This window comes from Pontibacter aydingkolensis, from assembly GCF_019443125.1.
Lineage (GTDB): Bacteria > Bacteroidota > Bacteroidia > Cytophagales > Hymenobacteraceae > Pontibacter > Pontibacter aydingkolensis.
This window is the reverse complement of the sequence record NZ_JAHYXK010000003.1, coordinates 253156-277995: the sequence shown is the minus strand read 5'-3', so window position 1 is coordinate 277995 and position 24840 is coordinate 253156. Positions and strand designations below refer to the sequence as shown.

The following is a 24840-nucleotide window of genomic DNA, read 5'->3' as shown; positions in this document are numbered from 1 at the left end:
TGTAAAAGAATCCTGATGCCTGGAAAAAATTGTCATAGCCTCGTTAATCTCCACGCTTATTCACTCATCCGCTCAATCACTCATTCACAATTGATCAGGCGCTGCAAGGATAGATGATCTTGGCAAATAGCAGATGCCATTGCCCGTCCAAGTAGCCGAAATGAAACTCGAAAGAGCTTTGGGTGTGCAGCACAGATTTCTGGACAAGCGGCAATGTTGTTTTTACAAGGTGGATCTGGTCAGGCGACAGGCTGGCGTAGTTCCAGTAACCGCTTTTCTTAAACTTCTCCGCATCCCAAACAAAGCAGCCGTCTTCGCTGTAGCCGGTTTTCCCTGCATCATAGTTCATGTCAGCACAGTCAAAGGAGGGAAAAGCTTCCTCGATCAGGTCACATTGCTGCACCTCCTGGGCAATGGTAAAAAAAGACCTGTTCTGGTATTCCCGTCCGAATTTCTGTATAGCAAACACCTGCGTCATTTTGGGCATGGCGCCTGGCTGCTCTATGATCCACAAGCCATGCATTGGATGAATAAACTGATTTATACCGGCTGTGTCGGCATTGTGCAGATCCTCAAAGAACCTGGCAAAGGCAGCATTAAAATCGGTGGTGGCTGAGGCCTGAGGCTTAACCAGAGCAGAATCAGATGCTGTTGTTTCAGGTTTTCTGTCTGCAGTAGAAGTGGATTGCTCTGTGCTGCAGGCAAACAACAGCATCAGAAATAGTGCAGGTAATAGTCTAAGAGTTTGCATGGCCTCAGGAGGTTATTTATACCTGAAGTACGTATGCCGGCAAGTATAGGTAAAGGCCTTTTAAACTTCTAAAAATTGTGGGCGTAATTCAAAACATACACTATGCTGTAAAGCAACCTAAATAAATAGAGCTATGGCAAACTTAAGTATAAACGAGCAGGTAAACATCCCGGTGGGGCAGGAATCGCTTATCGGCGATCTGGCTGTACCTGAAAATGCAAAAGGGCTGGTTATCTTCTCGCATGGCAGCGGCAGTAGCCGGCTAAGCACGCGCAACCGTTTTGTGGCTGAACACCTGCAGCGCTCTGGTTTCGGTACATTGCTCTTCGACCTGCTCACGCCACAGGAAGACCAGAACTACGATAACCGTTTTGATATACCGCTTATTACGCAACGCCTGGTAGATGCCACCAACTGGGTATTGAAAGACAGCCGTCTTACTGATTACAACATTGGCTACTTCGGGGCAAGTACCGGGGCTGCCTCTGCACTGGGTGCCGCAGCTGCTCTGGGCGATATGGTAAAAGCGGTAGTAAGCCGTGGGGGCCGTCCCGACCTGGCCGACACTGTGCTGCCGGATGTGCAATCGCCTACGCTATTAATTGTAGGCGGACTGGATGAGCCTGTGCTTAGTATGAACCGCGATGCCCATGACCGGATGCAATGCCTAAAAGATATGGAGATTGTACCCGACGCGACGCACCTATTCGAAGAGCCGGGAGCCTTGGAGATGGCCGCACAGTTAGCCACAGACTGGTTTCGGAAGTACCTCGAGCCAGGCAAGCAACACCCGTTAAAGCAGGATCAGCCGTAAATATTAATGAGAGAATGAGTGGATGATTGATTGAGTGAATGATTTATGTCAGAAATGGCCGGACATGGAAGTGACCTATCCTTGCCTTTCAAGCGATCAACTAATAACAATTAACTATCAACGAACAACTATCCACCCATTCACTCAATCACTCATTCAAAACTAACATAGTATGGACATGATCAAAAACCGTGAGAGTGCAGCGCAGTTGCTGGCCGAGCGGTTACAGAAGTATAAGGGAGAGCATGGAGTGGTGCTGGCTATACCTCGCGGGGGTGTGCCTGTGGCGGCGCCAATTGCCAAAAGCTTAGAGATGCCACTGGAGGTTACTCTCACAAAAAAGATAGGCCACCCTTCTAATCCCGAGTTTGCCATTGGCTCAGTAAGCCTTAAAAGCGTGGCGGTTGATAAACGTGCCGAAGTACCCGACGAATATATTGAGAGTGAGGTGCAGCGTATCCGGGAAAGCTTGAAGCAAAAGTATGACCTCTTTATGGGTAAAAGGCAGCATATTCTGCTAAAAGATAAAGTAGTGATTATTGTGGATGATGGCATAGCCACCGGCAAGACCCTGGAAGCAACAATTGAGCTGGTTAAAACAGAACAGCCTCGCAAAATAGTAATTGCCGTACCTGTAGCCCCCTTCGAGGCAATAGATCGGTTCAGAGGTATGGTAGATGAAGTGATATGCCTGCTGATACCGCCGTTTTTTCAGGCTGTTGGGCAGTTTTACGAGGAGTTTACTCAAACCTCCGACCAGGAAGTAATACAGCTATTGCAGGAACAGGACGAAGTATAAACTGCTACCTAAGTATAAACCTGGTCTGGAATCTTTCCCTCTCTGTTACTATTTGCACCAAATATAAACCCGCCTGCTGGCCTTGGCTTAATTGAATAATTGAAGTAAAGCTACCCTCTGCATCGCATCGTTTTATAAGTCGTTGTTCTAACTTACCGGCCACGCTGTAAATATTTAGCTCCAACTCGGCATAAGGTTGTTGATTGCTTAGTGCTACTGTAATTCTTTTAAGGCTGGTAACGGTAGGGTATACTTCTAAATCATTCTGCTTATTTATTTCATCCGCGGCGCTTAATACCTGTTCTTTCTTCACATACTCAACTTCAGAATATCTGAAGTTCCCGTCAAGACCAATGTGTTTTAGCCTGTAGTATAAATCACCATAGGGGGCAGTCTCGTCTTTAAAGTCATAATTTAACAGGGTGTTGGAATCACCTGCCCCATTTACGGTGCCAATTTTAGCGAAACTACCTGTACCAGAAGCACGCTCTATTTCAAAGTGTGAGCTTTTTTTCTCAAGAGTTGTTTGCCAATCCAGGTCTACATAACCCTGGTCTGTATTTTCAGCATCAAAATTTTGCAAAGCAACATCAGATGGAGCTGTAACCTGCATAATGGCATCATACCATCGTTGCGCCATCTTTTGATCACCGCTGGCATTGGGGTGTACTCCGTCCCAGGTGTCGGCTCCGGTGGTGGCATCAAAGCCTGTGTACTGGTCTACAAGTATAACCGGCGAGTTGGTGGTATTAAGCTCCTGCACCAGAGCCGGTATCTGCTCGTTTAGGAGCCTGACATTATTTGCTGCCTGATAACCTACTTTTGGTTCGTAGGCTGGTATTAGTTTTGCCAGCAGTATGGTAACGTTAGGGTTGTCGGCCCTTAGTTGCCTGACCACCTCGCGCAGTTCATTTAGTGTTTCACTTAAGGAATGATCGCGGAACATGTCGTTGGTGCCAAGGTGCATGAGCACGAGGTCAGGGGTATAGTCGGTAAGCCACTGACTGAGTTTGCCATTCCCGGGAAATCCGCTGTGTCCGTAAAGAATCTGGTCTGCGCTCCAGCCCCAGTGTCCTTCGTTATCCGCATCAAAACTTTTGCCCTGGTGCTGGGGCCAGGCAGGGTTGCCTCCATTATTTACAGCATGCGAGCCCACAAAGTCTACTTCCATGTTGGCGTCCAGCAGTTTTTTCCAGAGATAATAGCGGTAGCTATAGTTTTCTGCGTTTGATTGGGTGATAGAGTTGCCCAGGGCCATAATGCGCAGCGGTGCCGAAACAGTAGCGGTAGCACAAAGCAGTACCAGGGACAAAATAAAGATAAGCCGATTTCTTGTTTTTGTAAACAAGCGTGCCATAGGCGGATTTGAAATAAGTTACTATACTTTCAAACTTGTGTTAGACGTATTTTCGGACATGTGGTTGTATTACCAAGCTATCTTTTAAGTAAAGTCCCTTTAAGTTAAAATCAGCTATACGATTTATTTAGCAGTGAAAGATGGGTGGTGTCAGTCATGCATTAACTAATATCAATCAGGTTTATGTTGTTTTAGGCGGGTATGAATACTGAGAAGGTGCAAAAGCATAGCAAATATCCTTTTAATGGAGAATCAATAGAACTGCATAGGTCGCATAAACATACTGCGTTAACTAACCTATTTCAAAAAGACTATTATATTTGTTGCCTGATTCAGCCGGACTAATAAGTGTAGTCCTTGAGCTGAGTTTATACTTTGAATTAACCTTAATTACAGTATTTTTAACCTGTAGTGTCTGGCTGAAGAGCAGGGGCTCAGAATTAAACAAAACTTTATAATGACGACAAAAACATCAAAGATCATCTATACTATTACCGATGAGGCGCCGGCTTTGGCTACACGCTCTTTCTTGCCTATAGTTCAGGCTTTTACAAAAGCTGCCGACATAGAAGTAGAAACCAGAGATATTTCACTGGCTGGCCGTATCATTGCTGCTTTCCCAGAGAACCTGACTGAGGAGCAGAAGCAGAACGATGACCTGGCTTACCTGGGTGATCTTGCCAAAACACCAGAGGCAAACATCATTAAGCTACCAAACATTAGCGCATCAATTCCTCAGCTTACAGCTGCAATAAAGGAGTTGCAGTCGCAGGGGTACAACATTCCGGATTACCCGGCTGAGCCTAAAACAGAAGAGGAAAAAGATATTAAAGCCCGTTACTCCAAAATTTTGGGTAGTGCGGTAAACCCTGTTTTGCGTGAAGGTAACTCAGATCGTCGTGTGGCTGATGCCGTAAAGCAATATGCCAAGAGCCACCCGCACTCGATGGGTAAATGGTCTTCAGATTCTAAAACACGCGTTGCGCACATGACGGAAGGCGACTTCTATGGCAGCGAGCAATCTGTAGTAGCTGATAAGGCAACAGATGTACGCATCGAGTTTGTTGGTGCGAATGGCGAAACGAAAGTATTAAAAGATAAGATCGCGCTGAAAGAAGGCGAAGTAATGGATTCTTCGGTAATGCATGTTGCAGAGCTGAACGCATTCTTTGAAAAAGCGATTGCTGAGGCGAAGGAAGACAACATCCTGCTGTCGCTGCACCTGAAGGCTACCATGATGAAGGTGTCTGACCCTATCATGTTCGGCCACGCGGTGAAAGTGTTCTTCAAAGATACTTTTGCAAAGCACGGTGCTACATTCAAAGAGATAGGCGTTGACCCGAACAATGGTTTAGGTGACGTGTACAATAAAATTCAAAACCTGCCAGCTGAGAAGCGTGCTGAAATTGAAGCTGACCTGAAAGCTGAGATGGTGCAGCGTCCTGAACTGGCAATGGTGAATTCTGACAAAGGCATTACCAACCTGCACGTGCCAAGCGATGTGATCATCGACGCTTCTATGCCTGCTGCTATCCGTACGTCTGGTCAGATGTGGGGACCGGACGGCAAGCCGAAAGATACAGTGGCTATCATCCCGGACCGCTCTTATGCACAGATCTACCAGGAAGTGATTCAGTTCAACAAAGAGAACGGTGCTTTCGACCCGACTACCATGGGTACTGTTCCGAACATCGGTTTGATGGCGCAGAAAGCGGAAGAGTATGGCTCGCACGACAAAACGTTCGAAATGGCTGAGGCTGGTACGGTGCGTATAGTTGATGCGAACGGCAATACGCTGATGGAGCAGAAGGTGGAGCAGGGCGATATCTTCAGAGCCTGCCAGACAAAAGACCTTCCGATTCAGGACTGGGTGAAACTGGCCGTTACAAGAGCAAGAATCACAAACACACCAGCTATTTTCTGGTTAGACCCGCAGCGTGCACACGACACTAACCTGATCAAGAAAGTTGAAAAATATTTACAGGACCACGATACCAACGGACTTGAGATCAAGATCATATCGCCGGTTGAGGCCATGCGTTATACTTGCGAGCGCGCCAAAGCTGGTAAAGATACTATCTCAGTAACCGGTAACGTACTGCGTGACTACCTGACTGACTTATTCCCTATTCTTGAATTAGGTACCAGCGCCAAAATGCTTTCTATCGTTCCGTTGCTGGATGGCGGTGGCTTGTTCGAGACTGGTGCCGGTGGTTCTGCACCGAAGCACGTAGAGCAATTTGTGGAAGAAAACTACCTGCGTTGGGATTCACTTGGTGAGTTCTTAGCTCTAGCCGTATCACTGGAAGACCTTGCTTACAAAACTAAAAACGAAAAGGCTGAAGTATTGGCGGAAGCCCTGAACAAAGCCAACGCTGAGTTCCTAGAGAAAGATAAGTCGCCGGCCCGTAAAGTTGGTGGCATCGACAACCGCGGCAGCCACTTCTACCTGGCTATGTACTGGGCACAGGCACTTGCCGAGCAGAACAAAAACCAGGAACTGAAAGACCGCTTCACGAAGCTTGCACAGGAACTGACCGACAACGAGCAGAAGATCGTGGACGAGCAGATCGCAGCACAAGGCAAGCCAGTTGACATCGGCGGTTACTACCACCCAGATAACGCGAAAGTTGATGAAGCGATGAGACCGAGTGAGACGTTGAATGCTGCGTTGAATAACTTTTAAGCAGAAGTATAAAATGAGAAAGGCTGCCTAATTGGGCAGCCTTTTTTGTTACTTCTTTTGAGCCAGTCCTAAGAAAAGTATGATGTCTGAAATTTCGTAACCACCAATCTTATTAAGTAAGAAGATGGAGAAAATTAAGATGACTATTCCTATGAGTCTAGGAATATTGATTGTAATAGATTCAAGTTTTAAGTTAAGCCATCTATTAACTTTGATGGTTTTGCTAGCTCTTTTTGAGTTAGTCTTTTGACCTTGCAGATTGGTCATACCCTTGGCAGGGTTGTGTTTGTGCCTTGGCTTCTTGCTTTGTGGCATTGCTGTTTATTTTAGGATAGGAAATTGAATATTATAGATATTTGATGTGATTCGTTAGGGGTGTGGCTGAATCAAAGTCGTAATAACAATTTGATAGTCAATGCAATGATATTGATAAAAGAAGTTGTAGTTTAGAATTATACCCTTTAGGTATACTAAGCTCTAGAAAATGATAAGCTGTTTGAAATTAAAAGCTTGATGCTTTTAGTAATAAGGTTGAGTGGGTTATATTGAATTGTGCTGACTAAGTTTGATGTCAGCAGTAATGTTCTTTAGCAGATATAAAACAAAATGCTAATATAAAAAGCATTTTAAAGCTTAATGACTAAAATTTATTTATCAACATAATTATTAATACTCTGATTGATAGTGATTTGATGATTTTGTTGTTAGCTACAAAATATAGGGTTTACACCGAAAATGATTAGCAAATGTTGTTAAGGATATTTGAAGCTTAAATTATGAAAGCCCCGCTCTTTCGGATCTGCAATCCGAAAGTTTAATAGCTGCGGATTTGTAATCCGCAATAGCAAAGGCAGAAGCTACTGGCAAGCAGGCGGATTACAATCCGCAGTTAGACGGGTTCCGGATTGTAAATCCGAAACAGCGGTGTGTTGCAATTTTTGAAGGTACATTAAACAAGAACGCAAGTATAAAACAAAAGGGGCAGCCATACTTGGCTGCCCCTTTTGCTATTGTAGAGACGCAATACTTTGCGTCTAAGGTCTATGTTAATACCCAAACAGCGTCTTGAGATCCAACTGCTTCACTTTGCCATACTTCTCGAGTTCTTTAAAGTTCAGCTTGTCTTTAGCGCCGATCACAAGTATAGCCTGCGGCTGGCCTTTCACATACTTCTGCTGGAACTCCTTCATCTGGTCGAAGGTCATGGAGTTGGCGCTCTGATACACGTCCTGGCGGATGTCGTAGTTCAGGCCTAACTTCTTAGCACGCTCGTAATCGAACAAAATGCCAGATTTAGTGATACGCTCTGTAGATATGCTGTTACGAAGCGCAGCCTGTGCGTTTTGGAAGTTAGCATCTGCTAAAGGCATATCCGTTAACAAGGCCTGCATACCAGCCATTGCCTCAGAAAGTTTGTCTGCCTGTGCCCCAATGTATGATACCAGGTAGTTCGCGCGGTCTTTTTTAGCAGCCGTTCCATAGTACGAGTAAGTAGAGTAGGCAAGGGCTTTAGACTCACGCAGATCCTGGAACACGATGCCACCCATATACTCGTTATACAGGCGCACAACAGGTATAATGTCTTTTGTGTAGGGTACGGATTTGCTCACGAACATCATCTCGGCCTGCACCATGTTATAATCTGTAAAGTATACGGTAGGCTGCGTAAAGTCTATCTCCTTGTACACTTTCTCGGCTGGTACCGGCTTAAGTGTGGCAGGCACGTTATGGCCGGTATTAAGGGCTGCTACCAAATTATCCGTTTCACGTGGACCATAGTATAACACGCGGTGCTCATACGTGGGGATGCTCTTGATAATGTTTACCAGTTCCTGCGGTTTCACGGCTTTCAGTTCTTTCTCGCTCAGCACGGTGTTGAAAGGATTCTTAGGGCCATACTTGGCGTAGTTCATCATGGCCTGCTGCAGAATAACACCTTTGTTTTTCTTAGCATCTTCGCGGGCTTTCAGCATACCGGCCACCATATCGCTCAGGGCCTTCTGATCAGCTTTAGGGTTGGCCAGTACACTCTCGAACAGGTTCAGGCCTTTCTCGAAGTTCTCATCAAGTCCGGTTAAGCTTACATATACCTGATCTCCTGAAGAGAACACATCAAACGAAGTGCCCAGCTGGTAAAACTCCTTCTGAAGCTGCTCTGCTGTATACTTGTCGGTGCCCAGGTACTTCAGGTAGTTCACAGCCATGCCCAGCTTAGGGTCGTTGTTGGTGCCCATGTCCAGGATGTAGTATAGCTGTAACAAGCCGTTCTCTTTGTTCTTAGTATAAAGCAGCGGGATGTTCTGCTTTAACTTAGATTCTGTAATGTCTTTTTTGTAGTCGATAAATACTGGCTGAAGCGGCTGTACTTCCTTGGCCATAAAGGCTTTGTAGTAATCAGACTGCACCTCACGGTTTACGGCTACCGGTGTAATGGTAGGCTTCTCAACTTTTGTGGCATTCGGGTCTTTTCCGGTTTTCTTGTACACCAACACATAGTTGTTCTGGAAGTATTTGTTGGCTACATCCATCACATCCTGCTTGGTTATACTTGCAAATTCAGCAGGGCGGCTTACAAATTTATTCCATGGCATTTCATAGATGAAAGACGTTACAAAAGCATCTGCACGGTTGCTGTTTTCTTCATACGCCTTCATGGTGTTGATTTTGTCGTTGTTCACCACCGCCTGTATCAGCGACTCATCGAACTGTCCTTTCTTGATCATGTCCAGCTGCTGCAGCAACAGGTCGCGCACCTGGTCCAAAGTCTGGCCCTGGCGCGGCATACCGGTCATTCTAAAGGTGCCGTAATCCTTCATCGGAGTATCATAGGCGTACGACTGTAGCACTTTCTGCTGCTGGTTCAGGTTCAGGTCTATCAAACCGGCCTGGCCGTTGTAAAGCAAATTGCTGATCATCTGTATAACCAGAGCATCTCTTTCGTTAATGCCCGGCGTACGGAAAGCAATAGACACATTCTCAGCATCTGGACCCAATACTTCTTTCACAATTGGTTTCTGGATAGGCTGCTCTTTGGCTGCGGTAAACGCCGGCTCCGGCTGCTTCTCCATACTTCCCCAGTATTTATCTATCAGACGGATGGTCTGGTCGAAATCGATGTCTCCGCTCATGGCAATAGCCATGTTGTTCGGGATGTAGTACTTATTATAATACTTTTTGATCTCGGTGATAGAAGGGTTTTTCAGGTGCTCTATGGTGCCGATAGTCGTTTGTGTGCCATACTGGTGCGTCGGGAAAAGTGCTGTGTTGATCACCTCGGCTACTTTGCGACCATCGCTGTCCAGGGTGCGGTTTTTCTCTTCGTAAACAGCTTCCAGCTCGGTATGGAAAATACGTGGCACCATGTCGCCAAAACGGTCAGCCTCTAGTTCTATCCAACGCTCAAGCTGGTTGCTCGGGATGTCGTTGGTGTAAACTGTCTGGTCTACCCAGGTATAAGCATTGGTACCTTTTGCACCGATCGCTCCCAAAATCTTATCGTACTCGTTTGCAACCGCATAAGTAGCAGCTACTCCCGAAACTGAGTCGATCTGGGTATAAATTCTTTTTCGGGCAGCTTCGTCTTTGGTGGCTCTATACTTTTCGTACAGGGCTTCAATCTTATCCAGCTCTACTTTCTCTTTCTCCCAGTTCTGGGTACCTAGTTCTGAGGTGCCTTTAAACACCATGTGCTCCAGGTAGTGCGCCAGGCCGGTGGCATCGGCAGGGTCGTTTTTAGAACCGGCGCGCACTGCAATAAAGGTTTGTATGCGCGGTGCCTCTTCGTAATCGGATAAATATACTTTCAGGCCATTATCCAACGTGTAAATGCGGGCATTCAGCGGATCGTTTGGCGCTGTTTCGTACTTATACTCTTTCTCGGCTGTGGCTGATGCCGTAGATGTGGTTGTTTCAGCAGTTGATTGTGTCTGGTAAGCCTCGTTCTTACACTGGGTAAACGCAAAGGCTGACGCAACCAAAAACAGAGATAATCCCTTTTTGAATGTCATAGTTTAGCTTGTTAGTGATGATGTGACTATACGAAGATAGAATATTACGGATTTAAAAATCAGTATCTAAGCCAAAACGCTGTTTTAAATCGACGATTACCGGGAATTTCTCGGCCAGGTAGTTAAACTTATCCTGCGAAGTATAAAGTTTGCGACCTTCGTCCTGCACTTCTACTACCTCTGCCCTCAATTTTATACTTCTGTTGCCGGTTTCTTTTTTTAGCTCGCGGAGTATATCAGGTCGCAAAGCCGTGAACTGGTCCATCATAACGTGGTTTTCTAGGTGGAGTACAACCTCGTTATCCGGCCCAATATGGTACTGGCGATTCAGGAGCGTAAACTCCATCATATTCTCGGCCTTTTTGCGGCGAAGTATAGCATGCCATACTGTTTTCAGACGAGCCTCATCTACAGGTACTGCGGCACCATAATTAGCATCATCTTCTTCTACAGCTACAGCAACATCAGCCACAGCGGCTTGTGCATTGCCTATGTCTTTTAAGCTTGGCAACTTACTCAGCTTTTTGGGCGGAGGCAGCTGTACTTTAGAGCGTGGTTGCTCAGGGGCGGCCTGAGCCTTTGGTGGGCTAAGGTGTGCGTCTAGTGTTACATCCTGATGTTTGGGCGGCTGCTGCAAGCCCTCTGATGGTACCTGGTTTGGCGTATGCGGTTGCTGCATGCGCTCCGACGGTACACTACCTGGTGTAGACTGCTGCATCTGCTGCGATGGCACCGTGCCCGAAGTATGGACAGGCTGCATGCTGACAGAAGGTATGGCACCTGTATTTCCGGTAGAGGCTGGTGCCTGGTCCGCTACCTTAGCTTTTTTTGCTTCTGTTCCGTTTTGTGCAAAGTTTAACGCCGCGTTCAGGTGTGCCAGTTTCATAAGGCACAGCTCCACGTGCAGGCGCTGGTTTTTGCTGCTCTTATAATTGGTGTCGCAGGTGCTTACTAGGTTCAGGCCCGATAGCAAAAACGACACACTGGCTTTCTGCGACTGCTCTGCATACTTCGCCTTAATGCTATCCGATACCTCCAGCAGTTGTATCGTCTGAGCATCTTTGCACACCAAAAGGCTGCGGAAGTGCTCTGCGATACCAATTAAAAAGTTGTGCGCATCGAAACCGTTCTTTAGGATTTCGTCGAACAGCAACAGTGAGCCAGCCAGATTTTGGTCCAGCAGGTGGTCTGTTAGCCTGAAGTAGTAATCGTAATCGAGTATGTGCAGGTTCTCTACAGTAGCCTTGTAAGTTACATTGCTACCCGAGAAGGTCACCATCTGGTCGAAAATAGACAGGGCATCGCGCAAGGCTCCGTCTGCTTTCTGCGAGATAAGGTGCAGGGCATCCGGCTCGGCCTGTATACTTTCTTTAGTGGCGATACTGCCCAGATGGCGCACCATGTCCTCGATCCTGATCCGGTTAAAATCAAAGATCTGGCAACGTGAAAGTATAGTTGGGATAATTTTGTGGCGCTCTGTGGTAGCAAGTATAAAAATAGCGTACGATGGCGGCTCTTCCAGGGTCTTCAGAAATGCGTTGAAGGCCTGGTTAGAGAGCATGTGCACCTCATCTATGATATAGATTTTGTACTTACCTGTTTGCGGCGCATAACGCACCTGCTCCACCAGGTTACGGATATCCTCTACAGAGTTATTCGAAGCAGCATCGAGTTCGTGAATATTGAACGAGCTATTGCTGTTAAAGCTGCGGCACGATTCACACTCGTTACAAGCCTCTGTTTCCGGGGTGATGTTCTGGCAGTTGATCGTTTTGGCCAGAATACGGGCACAGGTGGTTTTACCCACACCGCGTGGTCCGCAGAAAAGGAATGCCTGTGCCAAATGCTTGCTGCTAATGGCGTTTTTAAGGGTATTGGTTATATGGTGCTGCCCCACCACACTATCGAATGTGCTCGGGCGGTATTTACGCGCTGATACTACGAAATTTTCCATTACTACAAAGATAATCAATCTGAAGCTCAGATGGGAGTGCTTTTTATCCAGTAGTTTTCCAGATAGTTATCCACCGGATAGTTCTATAACATATGTGAGGGTAGGTTTAGTTTTTCACCTGCTATGATTAGTGTGTAATGCTGTTTTTGGAGATGGGAGTGGAGTTTTTTTAATCTCACAACATAGGGTGTATATACAAGTAACACAGGGTATATGCAATATATGTGTGCAAGGCTACATTGCGATTAACCTCCAATCTTATAAATGAATCGGACAGAGTATGGATTGAAAATGGTTTTAGAAATTATTTTTTTATTGTACTATACTTATGCGTTCGTTTTTGTGAAACACCGGTGTAAGCAATTGTTTAAACATCCTTTATTTAATAGATTTTTTTAAAAGTAACTGGAAATCAATATATATAAATATTAAATGACGTGATGTAATATATGATTAAAGTATTGTAAAAACAATAGGTAAATTTGTGTTTTTCAAATAACTATTGAGTGGCAATAGGCGTAAATGCTTGCATTGTTCCTTAACCAATATTTACATCAAACATTATGGGCAAAAATCTACGCATTTACATGCAGCTGGCTATTATTGTAGCTATGTTGTTCGGAAGTACTGTTTCCTATGCACAAGGAAACCGGCAGTCCGAGAAAAAGCCAATCCCACAGGTGGCGCTTGACCACATAAAGAAAAACAAACAAGCACTCAAAGTAAAAGACAAAGACATACAAGACCTGGCGCTAAGCAGCGAGGCCGAAAGTAAAAAGAGTGGGGTAAAGCACTATTATATTAAGCAGCAGTATGAAGGCATTGAGATTCATGGTGCTATAACAAATATGAGTATTACCAGCAATGGTAAGGTTGTGAATGTCGGCAACCGTTTTCATGAGGATATTGAAAGTAAAGTGAACAGCAAACAACCTGTACTTGATGCTGAGGGAGCGGTAGCGGCTGCTGCTCGCCATCTAGGCGTTGCTGTTTCTGAGCCGTTAACTGTGCTGGAGAGCACCAATAATAGGAATAGGGAAGTGGTGCTTTCGAAAGGCGGCATTTCACTGGAAACTATACCTGCTAAGCTTGTGTACCAGCCGATGTTCGATGGTAGCCTAAGACTTGCCTGGGAAGTATCCATCTACGAGTTGGATTCGCAGAACTGGTGGAATATCAGGGTGGATGCCAAAACAGGAGAATTGCTGGATAAAGACAATATGGTAGTGCATTGTGTGTTTGAAAACGAGGGTGCAGGAGGCAAATACCTCCACGATGCACATCGGCACACTGCTTCCGTGGCATTGGATGAGCAAATGGATATGACTCCTTATGCGCCAATGGGTGGACCGGTTAATCAAGCGAATACGCCGGGTGTTTATGAAGTATACCCGATGCCATTCGAAAGCCCGAGCCACGGCGACCGTAAACCAATGAATGCTGCAGCAGTGGCAGACAAAATGGCATCTCCGAATGGCTGGCATACAGACAGTAAGAAAAGCTATACCATAACAAGAGGCAACAACGTGTATGCCTACGAAGACCCGAATAACACAGGTCACGTGGCAAGTAATAGTGATAACGGCGCAGATGTGATGCATGGCCATAGCCCTGATGGAGGAACTCAGCGGGTTTTCAAATACCCTGTGAATTTTTCGGAGCAACCAGAGACGTACAGAGACGCTGCCATCACCAACCTTTTCTACTGGAGTAACATCACACATGATGTATGGTATAAGTATGGTTTTGATGAGGAGAGCGGGAACTTTCAGTCCAGCAACTTTGGCAAAGATGGCTTGGGCAACGATTATGTAATGGCTGAGGCACAGGATGGCAGAAGTATACCGAATGTCCGAAACAACGCCAACTTTGCAACCCCTATCGATGGCAGAAGACCAAGAATGCAGATGTACCTCTGGAGCGGTATTCCGGATCCTGACAGGTTCAGGATAACAGCCCCCTCGTTAATTGCCGGAAGCTATCTTGCAGGTACTGCGGCTTTTGGTCCGGCTCTTACTCCGACTCCAATAACAGGAAAGCTAGTGCTGGTAAATAGTGAAGGTGCTAACGCAGTGGAAGGGTGTGGCTCAGTACTTAATACTGCTGCTGTAGCAGGTAATATAGCTGTTGTCTACAGAGGTTCATGTGCGTTTACAGTCAAGGTTAAAAACGCTCAGAACGCCGGTGCTAAAGCGGTAGTGGTTATTAATAATGTACCGGGTGCCCCAGGTGCCATGGGCGGAGCTGATGCCTCTATTACTATTCCTTCGGTGATGATCAGCGATGAAACAGGGGCAAACATCATAGCATTGCTGGATGCAAATCAAGAGGTAACCGTAAGCCTGAAAGATGATGGTTCGGGTCCTGAAATAGATGGTGACTTTGACAATGGCATTATTGTGCACGAATATGGTCATGGTATCTCAAACCGACTGACAGGTGGACGTAACACTACCTCTTGCCTGCCAACGCAGGTGCTTGCCGGCGGTAAGGTATTAACAACTGAGCAGATGGGAGAGGGCTGGAGTGACTGGTTTGGATTGATGATGACCATGAAGAAAGGCGATACCCGTGAAAAGATCAGAGGGATAGGTACTTACGCATCAGGGCAGCCTGTAGAGGGCCGGGGTATCAGACCTGCTCCTTACTCTACTGACTTTAGCGTGAACAATTATACTTATGGTGCCACCAACAATTCATCGCTTAGCGCACCGCACGGCATTGGCTTTGTGTTTGCTACTATACTTTGGGAAATGACATGGGATTTAATTGACAAATACGGTTTCGACCCAGACCTTTACAATGGCAATGGCGGTAATAACATGGCCATGCAGCTGGTTATCGACGGTTTAAAACTGCAACCATGCTACCCTGGATTTGTGGATGGCCGTGACGCTATACTTTTAGCTGATCAGCTGAATTATGGTGGTGCTAACCAGGAGCTGATCTGGAGTGCCTTTGCCAGAAGAGGTGTGGGCTACAGCGCCAGCCAGGGCCTGAGCTATTTCAGATTTGACCAGAAGGAAGCATATGACATGCCACCGGCTGCGGTTATTGCAGGTGGCTCTACTGCAAGTCCGGCACTTACAGTGTCAGAGATAAGCAAAGCAGATGAAATGGTTTTAAGCTATCCAAACCCATTCTCAGAAAGCACTACCATCAGCTTTAAGGCAAAAGAAGCCGGCCATACGCTTTTAAAGGTTTATGATATTACTGGCCGTGAGGTTGAGACGCTTTTCGACGGTGTTGTTGAGATCGGCAATACGTATACTTATAGCTTTAAAGCATCTGAAAAGAAAAGCGGAGTTTACATGTACAAACTTGTAAATGGAAGCACTACACGCTCAGGTACGATGCTACTAATAAAGTAATATAACTTAAACGTTGCAAATTTTAATGCCCCGCGGTAAAATATATCGCGGGGCATTTATGTTTTTAATGTAACGTATAATCTTGTTTTTATAAAATGATGATTTTGAATAAGATTTGAAGTTTGGATAAATGTTATCTAAATGCAAGGATATGGATATTTAAGGCTGTTTATCTTTGGATAATTCTTATTTATATATTGTATGCTGATTATATTAAGGCACTTAATATAAAATAAATTGTATGAAACTGTTGAAGCATTGATGTTACCCTTCTGAATATTCATTCCTGGTTAACCAATAATCGCATTTGTACTTTTATCATACCTAAAGCACAAGCTGATTTGAGCTTTCACTGTAAAATGTTTGGTATGAAAAAGCACGTCGGACCATTTATCAAGCTTCTGCTGCTGCTGGCTTTCCTGTCAAGGCTGGAGTTCGTTTTCGGGCAAGGGGATAAAGCAATTATCTTGCCTCCGACATCAAAAGCACAACAACCCGGTAATGAAAAACCTGTCAGATCTCCGGAAGTAAACTTTGGCAGAGCCTCCTCTTTAGGAGAAGGAATAGGAGTAGAGCGCTTAGAACTGAAAGCATCTCCTAATGTCTTTAACTCAAGAACAGATTTAAGTTTTACTCTTAGGCAGAGTGGCCGCTATAAGCTGGAGATTTTGAATATGCAGGGCAATGTGCTTTCGGTATTAGCTGAGGGTGAAGGCCAAGAAGGTGAGCATTTTGTTTACCAGCTTAAAAAGGAAAAGCTTAATGCAGGGGCCTATATCGGTAGGTTAGTGACAGCGCATGAGATCACTTCAGCGCGCTTTATAATAAAGTAAAATATTCACTGGTTATACTTTATACTTCTTCGCTATGCTGTACTTCACCTTACTGCTGTATACCCTCCTGCGATCCCTTCCCTAGACAATACCAGCTGCCATAGCTGGTTGTTGCGAGCCCTGAACGAGCCGGCACTGGAAAGCAGGTAATACTTCCACATCCTGTAAAAACGTTCGTCGTATTCACCCTGCAGTTGCTCCCAGTTGCGGTTAAAGTTGTAGAACCAAGCCATCAAAGTAGGGTCGTAGTAGGGGCCGAAGTTATGCCAGTCTTCTACTTTGAAAATGTGCTCCATAGCCGCTCCCAGTTGTTTGATGGAGGGGATGAGGCAGTTCGGAAAGATATAAGTATCGGTAAACGGATCTGCGGAGACTTTGGAGAAATTGTGCCCGATAGTGTGCAGCAGAAAAAGGCCATCATCTTTTAAGCAACGTGCTGCCACTTGCATAAACTTCCGGTGATTCCGGTATCCCACATGCTCTACCATGCCTACGGATACCACATGGTCAAATTGCTCGTTTACATCGCGGTAGTCCTGCAATCTTATCTCTACGGGTAAGCCTTTGCACATTGCACGGGCCAGTGCCGCCTGCTCTTTCGAAACGGTTATGCCTACTACTTCTGCGCCACACTTTTCGGCGGCATACTTTGCAAAGCTTCCCCAGCCACAACCGATATCCAGTACACGCTGGCCTGGTTGCAAGTATAGTTTCCGGCAAATAAGGTCGAGTTTATTTTCCTGGGCCTGGTCGAGGGTATCAGCATTTTTCCAATAGGCACAACTATAGACCATGCGCTTGTCGAGCATCAGCTGGTACAGTTTATTGCCGATGTCGTAATGGCGTTGTGCATTTCTGGTGGCTTTGCCCTTAGCCTGCATGTTAAGCAGTTTGGCCAGCAGCACCTGCAGCACCGATCGCCAGCCAAGTTTCGCCTGCTTGTAAAGGTCTGCCCGCAATACCCTGAACACAAACTGGTCTATACTTTGGCAGTCCCACCAGCCATCCATGTAAGACTCTCCCAGGCCTAAGGTGCCTTCGGTAAGTATGCGCTTGTAAAACCGCTGGTCGTGCACCTGCAAGTCCCATGGGTCAGGACCGTTAATTTTTACATCTGCAATAGCTAATGCATCAGCAACCTGCTGCCGTAAGTTCGGGGCACTCATTGTTTGAATAATTAAGTATAATTTAATGAATTTATTAGATTTATACTAGTTATAGGCTTGAACGTGTGCTGAGTATAATTGTTAGGGATTAAACTAAGACCTAGCAGCGTGCGCAGCTACTGCGAGCATCTGGACTGTAGGGCATAGCCAAGTAGTAAACAAGCAGACGCTCGCGGGTCATAAAGACACCATGAGGCCTGTTGCTAAAACAACAGCTTAAAGGTACTGCCAACTCCTTCCTTGCTTTCTACTTGTATGGTGCCTTTGTGTAGCAGTATGATGTGCTTTGATAAGCTGAGACCAATGCCAGAACCCTCTTTGTGTGAGGTAAAGAATGGGATAAAGATATTCTCCAGAATCTCCTCCGGAATGCCGGTGCCGTTGTCGTGTACTTCTATAGCTACTTTTTCGTCCTGTAGTTTGGCCACAAGTATGATTTGGGGAGATTGACGATCCTGGACGGCACGAAGCGCATTTGTGATCAGGTTAATGAGTACCTGCTCTAATAAGTTTACATCGCCTGTCATAGTTAAGTCCGGAGGTGATACTTTGCAGATGAATTCTATACCTGCTTCTTCGAGTTGCGGTCGCATGAGGGCCTCTATACTTTTAAATAGCTCCTGCACGTAAACAGTAGTCAGGTTAAGCTGCTGCGACTTGTTCAGGTTGCGGTAAAGCTGCGTGAAGCGCAGAAGTCCTTCGCTTCGCTTTTTGATAATCCCAATGCCTTCTTCGGTATCCTGTAACAGTTCTATATCCGGCTTGGTTTCGGGTTCTGAAGTATAGCGTTCGCGTTCCATGTGCAGATGCCGTCCAAGCGAGTCAGCCAGCGAAGCGATAGGAGCCACGGAGTTCATAATTTCGTGCGTCATGACACGGAGCAGCTTTTGCCAGGCCTCCGTCTCAGTGGCATCTACAGTGGCGCTTACATTTTTGAGGGCAATCAGCAGCAGGTCGCGGTGCTGCATGGTAAAAGCGGTGGCCGATAACAGCAACTGCGACTGGCCTGTGGGTAATTTCAGTTTGATAAGTATACTTTCGCCGGGCTTCATATTTTGCAGTGCTTCCTGCAGGGCAGGGTAACGGCTGTCCAGGTTTCTTATGCTTTTAATATGGGGTACCCTTATTATTTTCTTAAACGCATCGTTTACCCATTCCACCTCACCGGTTTTCTGATCTACTGCCATAATGCCGGTATCCACTAACTGCAATATGGTTTGCATATACTGGAACTGCGCTTCGCGCTCAATGTGTAGCTGCTTAAACGTATTGTTGATCAGGTTAAAGGCTTTATGCAACTGCTGTAGCGAGGTGTTGGTTTGCTCGTTAAAACGCTGTGAGAAATCGCGCTGCTTTACCGCCTCCAGGAACCTGGCCAGTTCGTTGTTGCTGCGGGTTACATAACGTGCCATCTCCCATACCTGCGCCAGCATAACCAATATACCGGATGTTACCTGCAGCCAGGTATACTGTGTCAGGTATTGCACCGTGACGAACATTATGCCCAGCAAAAGTGTAAACCGGACAAATAGCCCGAGCTCTAGTCGTTTAAATATCATACTTGTTCAGGCGGCGATAAAGTGCGGTGCGGGTAAGGCCAAGCTCTTTGGCAGCTTTTGAGATATTGCCTTTGTTCTTCTCGATAACATGGCGTATGGTTTCGCGTTCTATCTCGTGCAGCGGCATGCTTGTGTCTGAGGCAAAGACAGGGGTGGCGGCAGCTGAGTCCATTTCCATAGGTGAGAAGCTAAAGTCCTGGGGCTGCAGTACATTACTCTCGGCAAGTATAATGGCACGTTCTACGGCATGTTGCAGCTCACGCACATTGCCTGGCCAGCTGTGTTGTTTCAACTTTTGCAAAGCGGCAGGAGCAAACTCCGGTACAGGCTTATGGTTTTTGTTAGCATAAATTCCAGCAAAATGCCTTGCCAGTAGTTCTACATCATTATCCCGGGAACGCAGCGGCGGCAAGGTTATTTCTACGGTGTTAATGCGGTAAATAAGATCTTTGCGGAACAGGTTTTTAGCAGCCAGTTCATAAATAGGCTCATTTGTGGCAGATATTAACCTGATATCTACAGGTACAGGCGTATTAGAGCCGAGTGGCGTTACCTGCCGGTTTTGCAGCACCGTTAGCAGCTTGGCCTGCATGGCCGGCGATATGTTTCCAAGCTCATCCAGAAACAAAGTGCCACCGTTGGCTGCCTCGAACCTGCCTTTGCGATCTTCTTTGGCATCGGTAAAAGCACCTTTCTTGAGACCAAACAACTCGCTCTCAAACAAAGAATCTGTAAGTGCAGCTACATCCACGCTTACAAACGGCTGGCCGGCTCTGAAAGATTTCTCGTGCAGGGCGCGTGCCACCAACTCTTTGCCTGTCCCGTTCTCACCAAGTATAAGCACATTGGCCTCGGTAGGGGCAATCTTTTCGATCTTGTAAAGTATATCCTGTATCGCCTCTGATTCTCCAAGTATAGAAGCATGGCCGTTTATACTTGCCGCTGATTTGGCGGGCTTCTTTTGCCCCTTTGCCTGTAGCGCGTTTTGCAGTGTCTCCAGCAGTTTATCGTTGTGCCAGGGCTTTACTATAAAATCGTAGGCACCCTGCTTCAGCGATTTTACAGCCAGTTCTACCTCACCATAAGCTGTGATAAGTATAACTGTGGCGTCTTTGTCTTTTTCCAAAATCTGGCGCAGCCAAAACAAGCCTTCATTGCCGGTGTTAAGCGCACTTTTAAAGTTCATGTCCAGGAAAATGACATCGAACTTTTGCTTCGACAGCAGGCTGAGCACGTTTTCCGGGTTCTTCTCGGTTACTAGTTCTTTTACATCCGTTTTCAGCAGCATCTTCATCGCGAAGAGCACATCTGACTCATCGTCTACTACTAAAACACTACCGGTTTTTCCTGTGGCCATTGTGCAAGAATTTCTGATTCAGATACCGAATTTAAGCAATTCAAATGATATTGTCAGAATCAGGATTTTCAGGATACAAGGATACACAGGATTAACATTCTTATAGCTAAAGATTTAAAGTTCGAACTGACTAATTTTATCTCTGCAATCCTGCTCATCCTGTAATCCTGTAAATCCCGATTCTTACTAAAAAAGCTGTGTCATTACCGCACAGGTGTACTTCTAAAATGTGTATCGAAAGCGTACAGTCTTGTGTGTAGGTTGTTGCTTAAATTGCTTGTAATCAGCTTTTTTTAAAATTGGCACTTTAATTTCTTAGCTGTTTTACAAAGAGCAGTGCTATACTTGCTACTGTTCAAAATAAAGATTTTCAACCTGAGCCGATAAATTTCTGAAGCTATGTTAAAGAACTACCTCAAGATGGCTTACCGCAACTTAATGCGCCATAAGGTCTTTTCGCTGATCAACATATCAGGTCTGGCGCTTGGCATGACATGCAGCATACTTATAATGCTGTGGGTGAAGGATGAGCTGAGCTTTGATCGCTTCCATGAGAATATTGACGAGCTGTACATTGTGTACAGAACTGAAATTTACCCAGGTGCCGATAACCTGACCATCGCTGCCCAAACAGGTCCGTTAGCCCCTGCCCTTGAGCAACAACTGCCTGAGGTGGAGCATGCTGTTCGGGTGAGTTTTGATGAGGAGGAGTTGTTTAGCTTCGGCGACAAAGCTATAAAAGTGCTGGGGCACTATGCTGATCCTGAATTTTTTGAAGTTTTTACATTCCCGCTGGTATATGGCGATGCAGCACAAGTGCTTCAGAACCCAAAATCAGTTGTTTTAAGTGACAGTGTTGCCTTAAAGATTTTTGGCTCTACGGATGTGGTTGGCAAGCTTGTTAAGCTGAATAACGGTGAAAGCTATAAGGTAACCGGTGTAATCCAAAAAGTGCCTAAAAACTCATCGCTTCAGTTTGACTTTATAATGCCCTATGAAAACTATGAAGCTAATAATGAGTGGTTGAAAACCTGGGGCAACAATGGCATTCTGACTTTTGTGCAGGCAAAGAGGGGGGCTGATATTGCGGCGCTTGACGCGAAGATGAAGCATTTTCTGACAAAACAGGACGAAGACATAAACTCAGAGCTTTTCCTGCATGCCTACAGTAAACAGCATCTTTACTCTGACTTTAGAAAAGGCAAAACTGAAAGCGGCCTCATAACATATGTGCGTTTGTTTTCAGTAGTAGCTGTGTTTATCCTGCTTATTGCCTGTATCAACTTTATGAACCTGGCCACCGCGCGTTCGGCAAAGCGGGCAAAAGAGGTTGGCGTTCGCAAAGCCATAGGTGCAGACAAATCGATGCTGGTCGGGCAGTTTATGCTGGAGTCAGTTTTAGTAGCACTACTGGCTCTTTTCGTGGCCATGAACTTAACTGGTATTTTACTGCCGGCCTTCAATAGCCTGACAGAAAAAGCGGTGCAGTTTGACCTGACAGATCCTGTACTTGTTGCCATGCTGCTGGGAGTGGCACTGCTTACAGGGCTGATATCCGGCAGCTATCCGGCGTTCTTTCTGTCAGCTTTTGATCCGGCGATAGTGCTGAAAGGTGCGGTGAAACTTAATTATAAAGCGGCCTATTTGCGAAAAGGGTTGGTGGTATTCCAGTTTATACTTTCAGGGTTGCTTATTGTGAGCACATTAGTAGTATACCTGCAGTTAAACTTTATCCGGAATAAAGATCTAGGGTTGCAGCGTGAGCATGTGGTGTATGTGCCGATAGAAGGTGCCCTGGCCGAGCGTTATGAGACAGTAAAGCAGGAGTTGCTTTCGATGCCGGGTATTGCTACAGTGTCAGCGGCTAACCAGAACCCATTGCGGATCAGCTCCAACACAGGTGAAGCAAACTGGAGTGGCAAAGAACCAGAGGAAGTGGTATCTATTGATGTAATGAATATAGAGTTTGGACTGCTCGAAACGTTAGGGATCAACTTAAAAGAAGGCCGCGACTTGTCCAGAACCTATGGTACCGATACGGCAAATTACCTGGTAAACGAAGAGGCTGTAAGAGTAATGCAACTTAAAGAGCCTGTTGGCGAGTGGATAGACCTGTGGGAGAGAAAAGGAAATATTGTTGGAGTAGTAAAGGATTTTCAGTCGAGAAACATGCACGGTGGTATCAGGCCGCTTATCATCCGGATAGACTCTAAAAATGTAAACCGTCTTTTTGTGAAAACAGAACCAGGCAAAACTAAAGAAGCGCTTGCCTCTATGGAAGCTGTGCTGCAGAAGTATAACCCTTCCTTTCCGTTCGATTACCACTTCCTGGACGATGACTTTGAGCAAATGTATAAGAGCGAAGCTGTGATTGGGAAGCTTACCAACTATTTCGCCGGCATCGCAATTTTTATTTCCTGCCTTGGCCTGTTCGGATTGGCACTGTTTACGGCAGAGCAGCGCAAGAAGGAGATCGGTATCCGCAAAGTGTTAGGGGCATCGGTGTCCAGCATTGTGTTCATGCTTAGCAAAGACTTTTTAAAGCTAGTGCTATTAGCTAATGTTATTGCACTGCCACTGGGCTGGTACCTCATGAGCGGCTGGTTAGATGATTATGCCTACCGCACAGAATTAAGCTGGTGGATTTTTGCGCTGACGCTTGTTGCTACTATCATCATTGCCTTGGTTACACTGAGCTTCCATGCTGTTAAAACAGCCATCGCTAATCCGGTTACCTCAATCAGAACAGAATAATCAAAAGTATAAAGTATAAAATAAAACTATGAAAAAGCTGCTTCCTCTTTTGTTGATCCTGATAGCACTTGCATCGAAGGCACAGGTGCCAAACACACTTAGCTCTGCTGATAAAGTATATGGCCTGTCTAAATTCTGGCAGGAGGTAAACTATAATTTCGTGTACCTGGATAAAGTGGACCGCACCAAATGGGAAAACGATTACCGCGAAGCCATTACAAACGTGCAGAACACCAAAAACGATTACGAGTATTACCGTGAGCTGCAAAAGCTTTGCGCTACCTTAAACGATGGCCATACCAACATCTATTTCCCGAAAAGTATAGACTCGCTCGTTTATAAAAACATGTTCGGCAAGTATAGGATTTTCTTGTCCAATATAGATAACAAAGCTATTGTTACCAGAACCAACTTAAGTATAAAAAGCGAAGTGCCGGTTGGTAGCGAAATTATAGAAGTAAACGGTAAGCCAACTGCAGAACACTTACAGCAGAATGTGCTGCCCTATATTTCCTCATCTACGGATTATGTGCTGATGGACTGGGCCATCGAAAACATGCTGAGAGGCCTGAAAGGGGAGACGTTTAACATAAAGTATAAAACCCCCAAAGGTAAAGTACAAAGCCTGGCTTTAACTGTTGCCAAAACCACTGAACAGGAACTATACCCAACTTTGGAAAAGCGTGATTTGCTGGAACTGAAGTGGTACCCGAATCAAACAGCTTATCTGGCTCTGAATGCCTTTCATGACCCTAAGATAAATGAGATGTTTCTGCAGAAATTGCCAGAGTTGCGCAAAGCCAAAGCAATGATAGTTGATCTGCGTTACAATGGTGGTGGCTCTACAAGTATAGGCCGCCAGATACTCGATTACCTGAGCCCTGATACACTGCTGTATGGTTCTAAAAACTCTACCCGCCAGCACCTGGCCAGCTTTAAAGCCTGGGGCGTGTTTACAGAGCCTAAAGACACAGTGAGTAATGAGTTTGCCACAAGATCACTGAATGCTTTTCAGGATAAACTGATGTATGAGTTCGACTACAATCCAGCTCAGAATAAAGTGCAGCAAAGTGAGAAGGTAATTGTGCCCACAGCCATACTTATCGGCCATAAAACTGCCTCTGCCGCTGAAGATTTCCTGATTTACGCCGATAACCAAAAGCACATGACCAAAATAGGCGAAAACACCAATGGCAGCACCGGCCAGCCTTTTATGTTCGACCTGCCTGGAGGCGGCGGTGCCCGCATCTGCACCAAAAAAGACACTTACCCGGATGGCCGTGAGTTTGTGGGCTATGGCGTTAAACCGGACATTGAACTGAAAATGACGCTGCAGGATTATATCCAGAAAAAAGATCCTGTGCTGGAACATGCCCTGAAGCACCTGAAAGGACAAAAAATAGCTGCTAAATAAGACCTGAAATTCAGAATA

15 protein-coding genes are annotated in these 24840 nt (G+C 45.7%); 7 read left to right on the top strand and 8 right to left on the bottom strand.

Going from position 1 to position 24840, the window contains the following annotated elements; all coding sequences use genetic code 11:
• Nucleotides 1-94: 94 nt before the first annotated feature.
• Nucleotides 95-751 (bottom strand): hypothetical protein, encoded by a 657-nt coding sequence (locus K0O23_RS05695; RefSeq protein ID WP_219876426.1) that lies wholly within the window; start codon nucleotides 749-751, stop codon nucleotides 95-97.
• A 133-nt stretch (nucleotides 752-884) separates the two neighbouring features.
• Between K0O23_RS05695 and K0O23_RS05690 the strand changes: the two genes are divergently transcribed.
• Entirely contained in the window at nucleotides 885-1565 is a 681-nt protein-coding gene (locus K0O23_RS05690; RefSeq protein WP_219876425.1) for a dienelactone hydrolase family protein, read from the top strand.
• Nucleotides 1566-1737: 172 nt separating this feature from the next.
• A complete protein-coding gene (locus K0O23_RS05685) occupies nucleotides 1738-2364 on the top strand; it encodes a phosphoribosyltransferase (RefSeq protein ID WP_219876424.1) in 627 nt (208 codons plus the stop codon).
• Nucleotides 2365-2368: 4 nt separating this feature from the next.
• On the opposite strand, the gene K0O23_RS05680 is transcribed toward K0O23_RS05685, so the two are convergent.
• On the bottom strand, nucleotides 2369-3676 hold the full coding sequence (locus K0O23_RS05680) for a GDSL-type esterase/lipase family protein (protein WP_219876423.1): 1308 nt from the start codon (nucleotides 3674-3676) through the stop codon (nucleotides 2369-2371).
• Nucleotides 3677-4178: 502 nt separating this feature from the next.
• On the opposite strand from K0O23_RS05680, the gene K0O23_RS05675 reads away from it, so the two are divergent.
• Nucleotides 4179-6407 (top strand): NADP-dependent isocitrate dehydrogenase, encoded by a 2229-nt coding sequence (locus K0O23_RS05675; protein WP_219876422.1) that lies wholly within the window; start codon nucleotides 4179-4181, stop codon nucleotides 6405-6407.
• Nucleotides 6408-6455: 48 nt separating this feature from the next.
• On the opposite strand, the gene K0O23_RS05670 is transcribed toward K0O23_RS05675, so the two are convergent.
• From K0O23_RS05670 to K0O23_RS05660, 3 genes are all read right to left on the bottom strand, one after another.
• Nucleotides 6456-6722 (bottom strand): hypothetical protein, encoded by a 267-nt coding sequence (locus K0O23_RS05670; protein WP_219876421.1) that lies wholly within the window; start codon nucleotides 6720-6722, stop codon nucleotides 6456-6458.
• 731 nt (nucleotides 6723-7453) lie between these two features.
• Nucleotides 7454-10414, bottom strand: a complete 2961-nt coding sequence (locus tag K0O23_RS05665) for a M16 family metallopeptidase (protein WP_219876420.1) — start codon at nucleotides 10412-10414, stop codon at nucleotides 7454-7456.
• A 52-nt stretch (nucleotides 10415-10466) separates the two neighbouring features.
• Complete coding sequence (locus K0O23_RS05660) at nucleotides 10467-12368, bottom strand: DNA polymerase III subunit gamma/tau (RefSeq protein WP_219876419.1); 1902 nt, start codon at nucleotides 12366-12368, stop codon at nucleotides 10467-10469.
• 563 nt (nucleotides 12369-12931) lie between these two features.
• On the opposite strand from K0O23_RS05660, the gene K0O23_RS05655 reads away from it, so the two are divergent.
• Both K0O23_RS05655 and K0O23_RS05650 read left to right on the top strand, forming a co-directional pair.
• Nucleotides 12932-15739, top strand: a complete 2808-nt coding sequence (locus tag K0O23_RS05655) for a T9SS-dependent M36 family metallopeptidase (protein ID WP_219876418.1) — start codon at nucleotides 12932-12934, stop codon at nucleotides 15737-15739.
• A 368-nt stretch (nucleotides 15740-16107) separates the two neighbouring features.
• A complete protein-coding gene (locus K0O23_RS05650; RefSeq protein WP_219876417.1) occupies nucleotides 16108-16572 on the top strand; it encodes a T9SS type A sorting domain-containing protein in 465 nt (154 codons plus the stop codon).
• 44 nt (nucleotides 16573-16616) lie between these two features.
• On the opposite strand, the gene cfa is transcribed toward K0O23_RS05650, so the two are convergent.
• The 3 genes from cfa to K0O23_RS05635 all read right to left on the bottom strand — a co-directional run bounded on the left by cfa (nucleotide 16617) and on the right by K0O23_RS05635 (nucleotide 20654).
• Nucleotides 16617-17738, bottom strand: coding sequence for a cyclopropane fatty acyl phospholipid synthase (gene cfa, locus K0O23_RS05645; RefSeq protein WP_219876416.1), 1122 nt, complete (start codon nucleotides 17736-17738; stop codon nucleotides 16617-16619).
• Between the two features lie 203 nt (nucleotides 17739-17941).
• Nucleotides 17942-19297 (bottom strand): sensor histidine kinase, encoded by a 1356-nt coding sequence (locus K0O23_RS05640; RefSeq protein WP_219876415.1) that lies wholly within the window; start codon nucleotides 19295-19297, stop codon nucleotides 17942-17944.
• The gene (locus tag K0O23_RS05635) at nucleotides 19287-20654 is read right to left on the bottom strand and encodes a sigma-54-dependent transcriptional regulator (RefSeq protein ID WP_219876414.1); all 1368 of its coding nucleotides are present in this window, start codon (nucleotides 20652-20654) and stop codon (nucleotides 19287-19289) included. The genes K0O23_RS05640 and K0O23_RS05635 overlap by 11 nt, the downstream gene beginning before the upstream one ends.
• Before the next feature lie 399 nt (nucleotides 20655-21053).
• On the opposite strand from K0O23_RS05635, the gene K0O23_RS05630 reads away from it, so the two are divergent.
• Together K0O23_RS05630 and K0O23_RS05625 are read left to right on the top strand one after the other, a co-directional pair.
• Nucleotides 21054-23408 (top strand): ABC transporter permease, encoded by a 2355-nt coding sequence (locus K0O23_RS05630; RefSeq protein ID WP_219876413.1) that lies wholly within the window; start codon nucleotides 21054-21056, stop codon nucleotides 23406-23408.
• Between the two features lie 28 nt (nucleotides 23409-23436).
• The gene (locus K0O23_RS05625; RefSeq protein WP_219876412.1) at nucleotides 23437-24822 is read left to right on the top strand and encodes a S41 family peptidase; all 1386 of its coding nucleotides are present in this window, start codon (nucleotides 23437-23439) and stop codon (nucleotides 24820-24822) included.
• The last annotated feature ends 18 nt before the right edge of the window (nucleotides 24823-24840 follow it).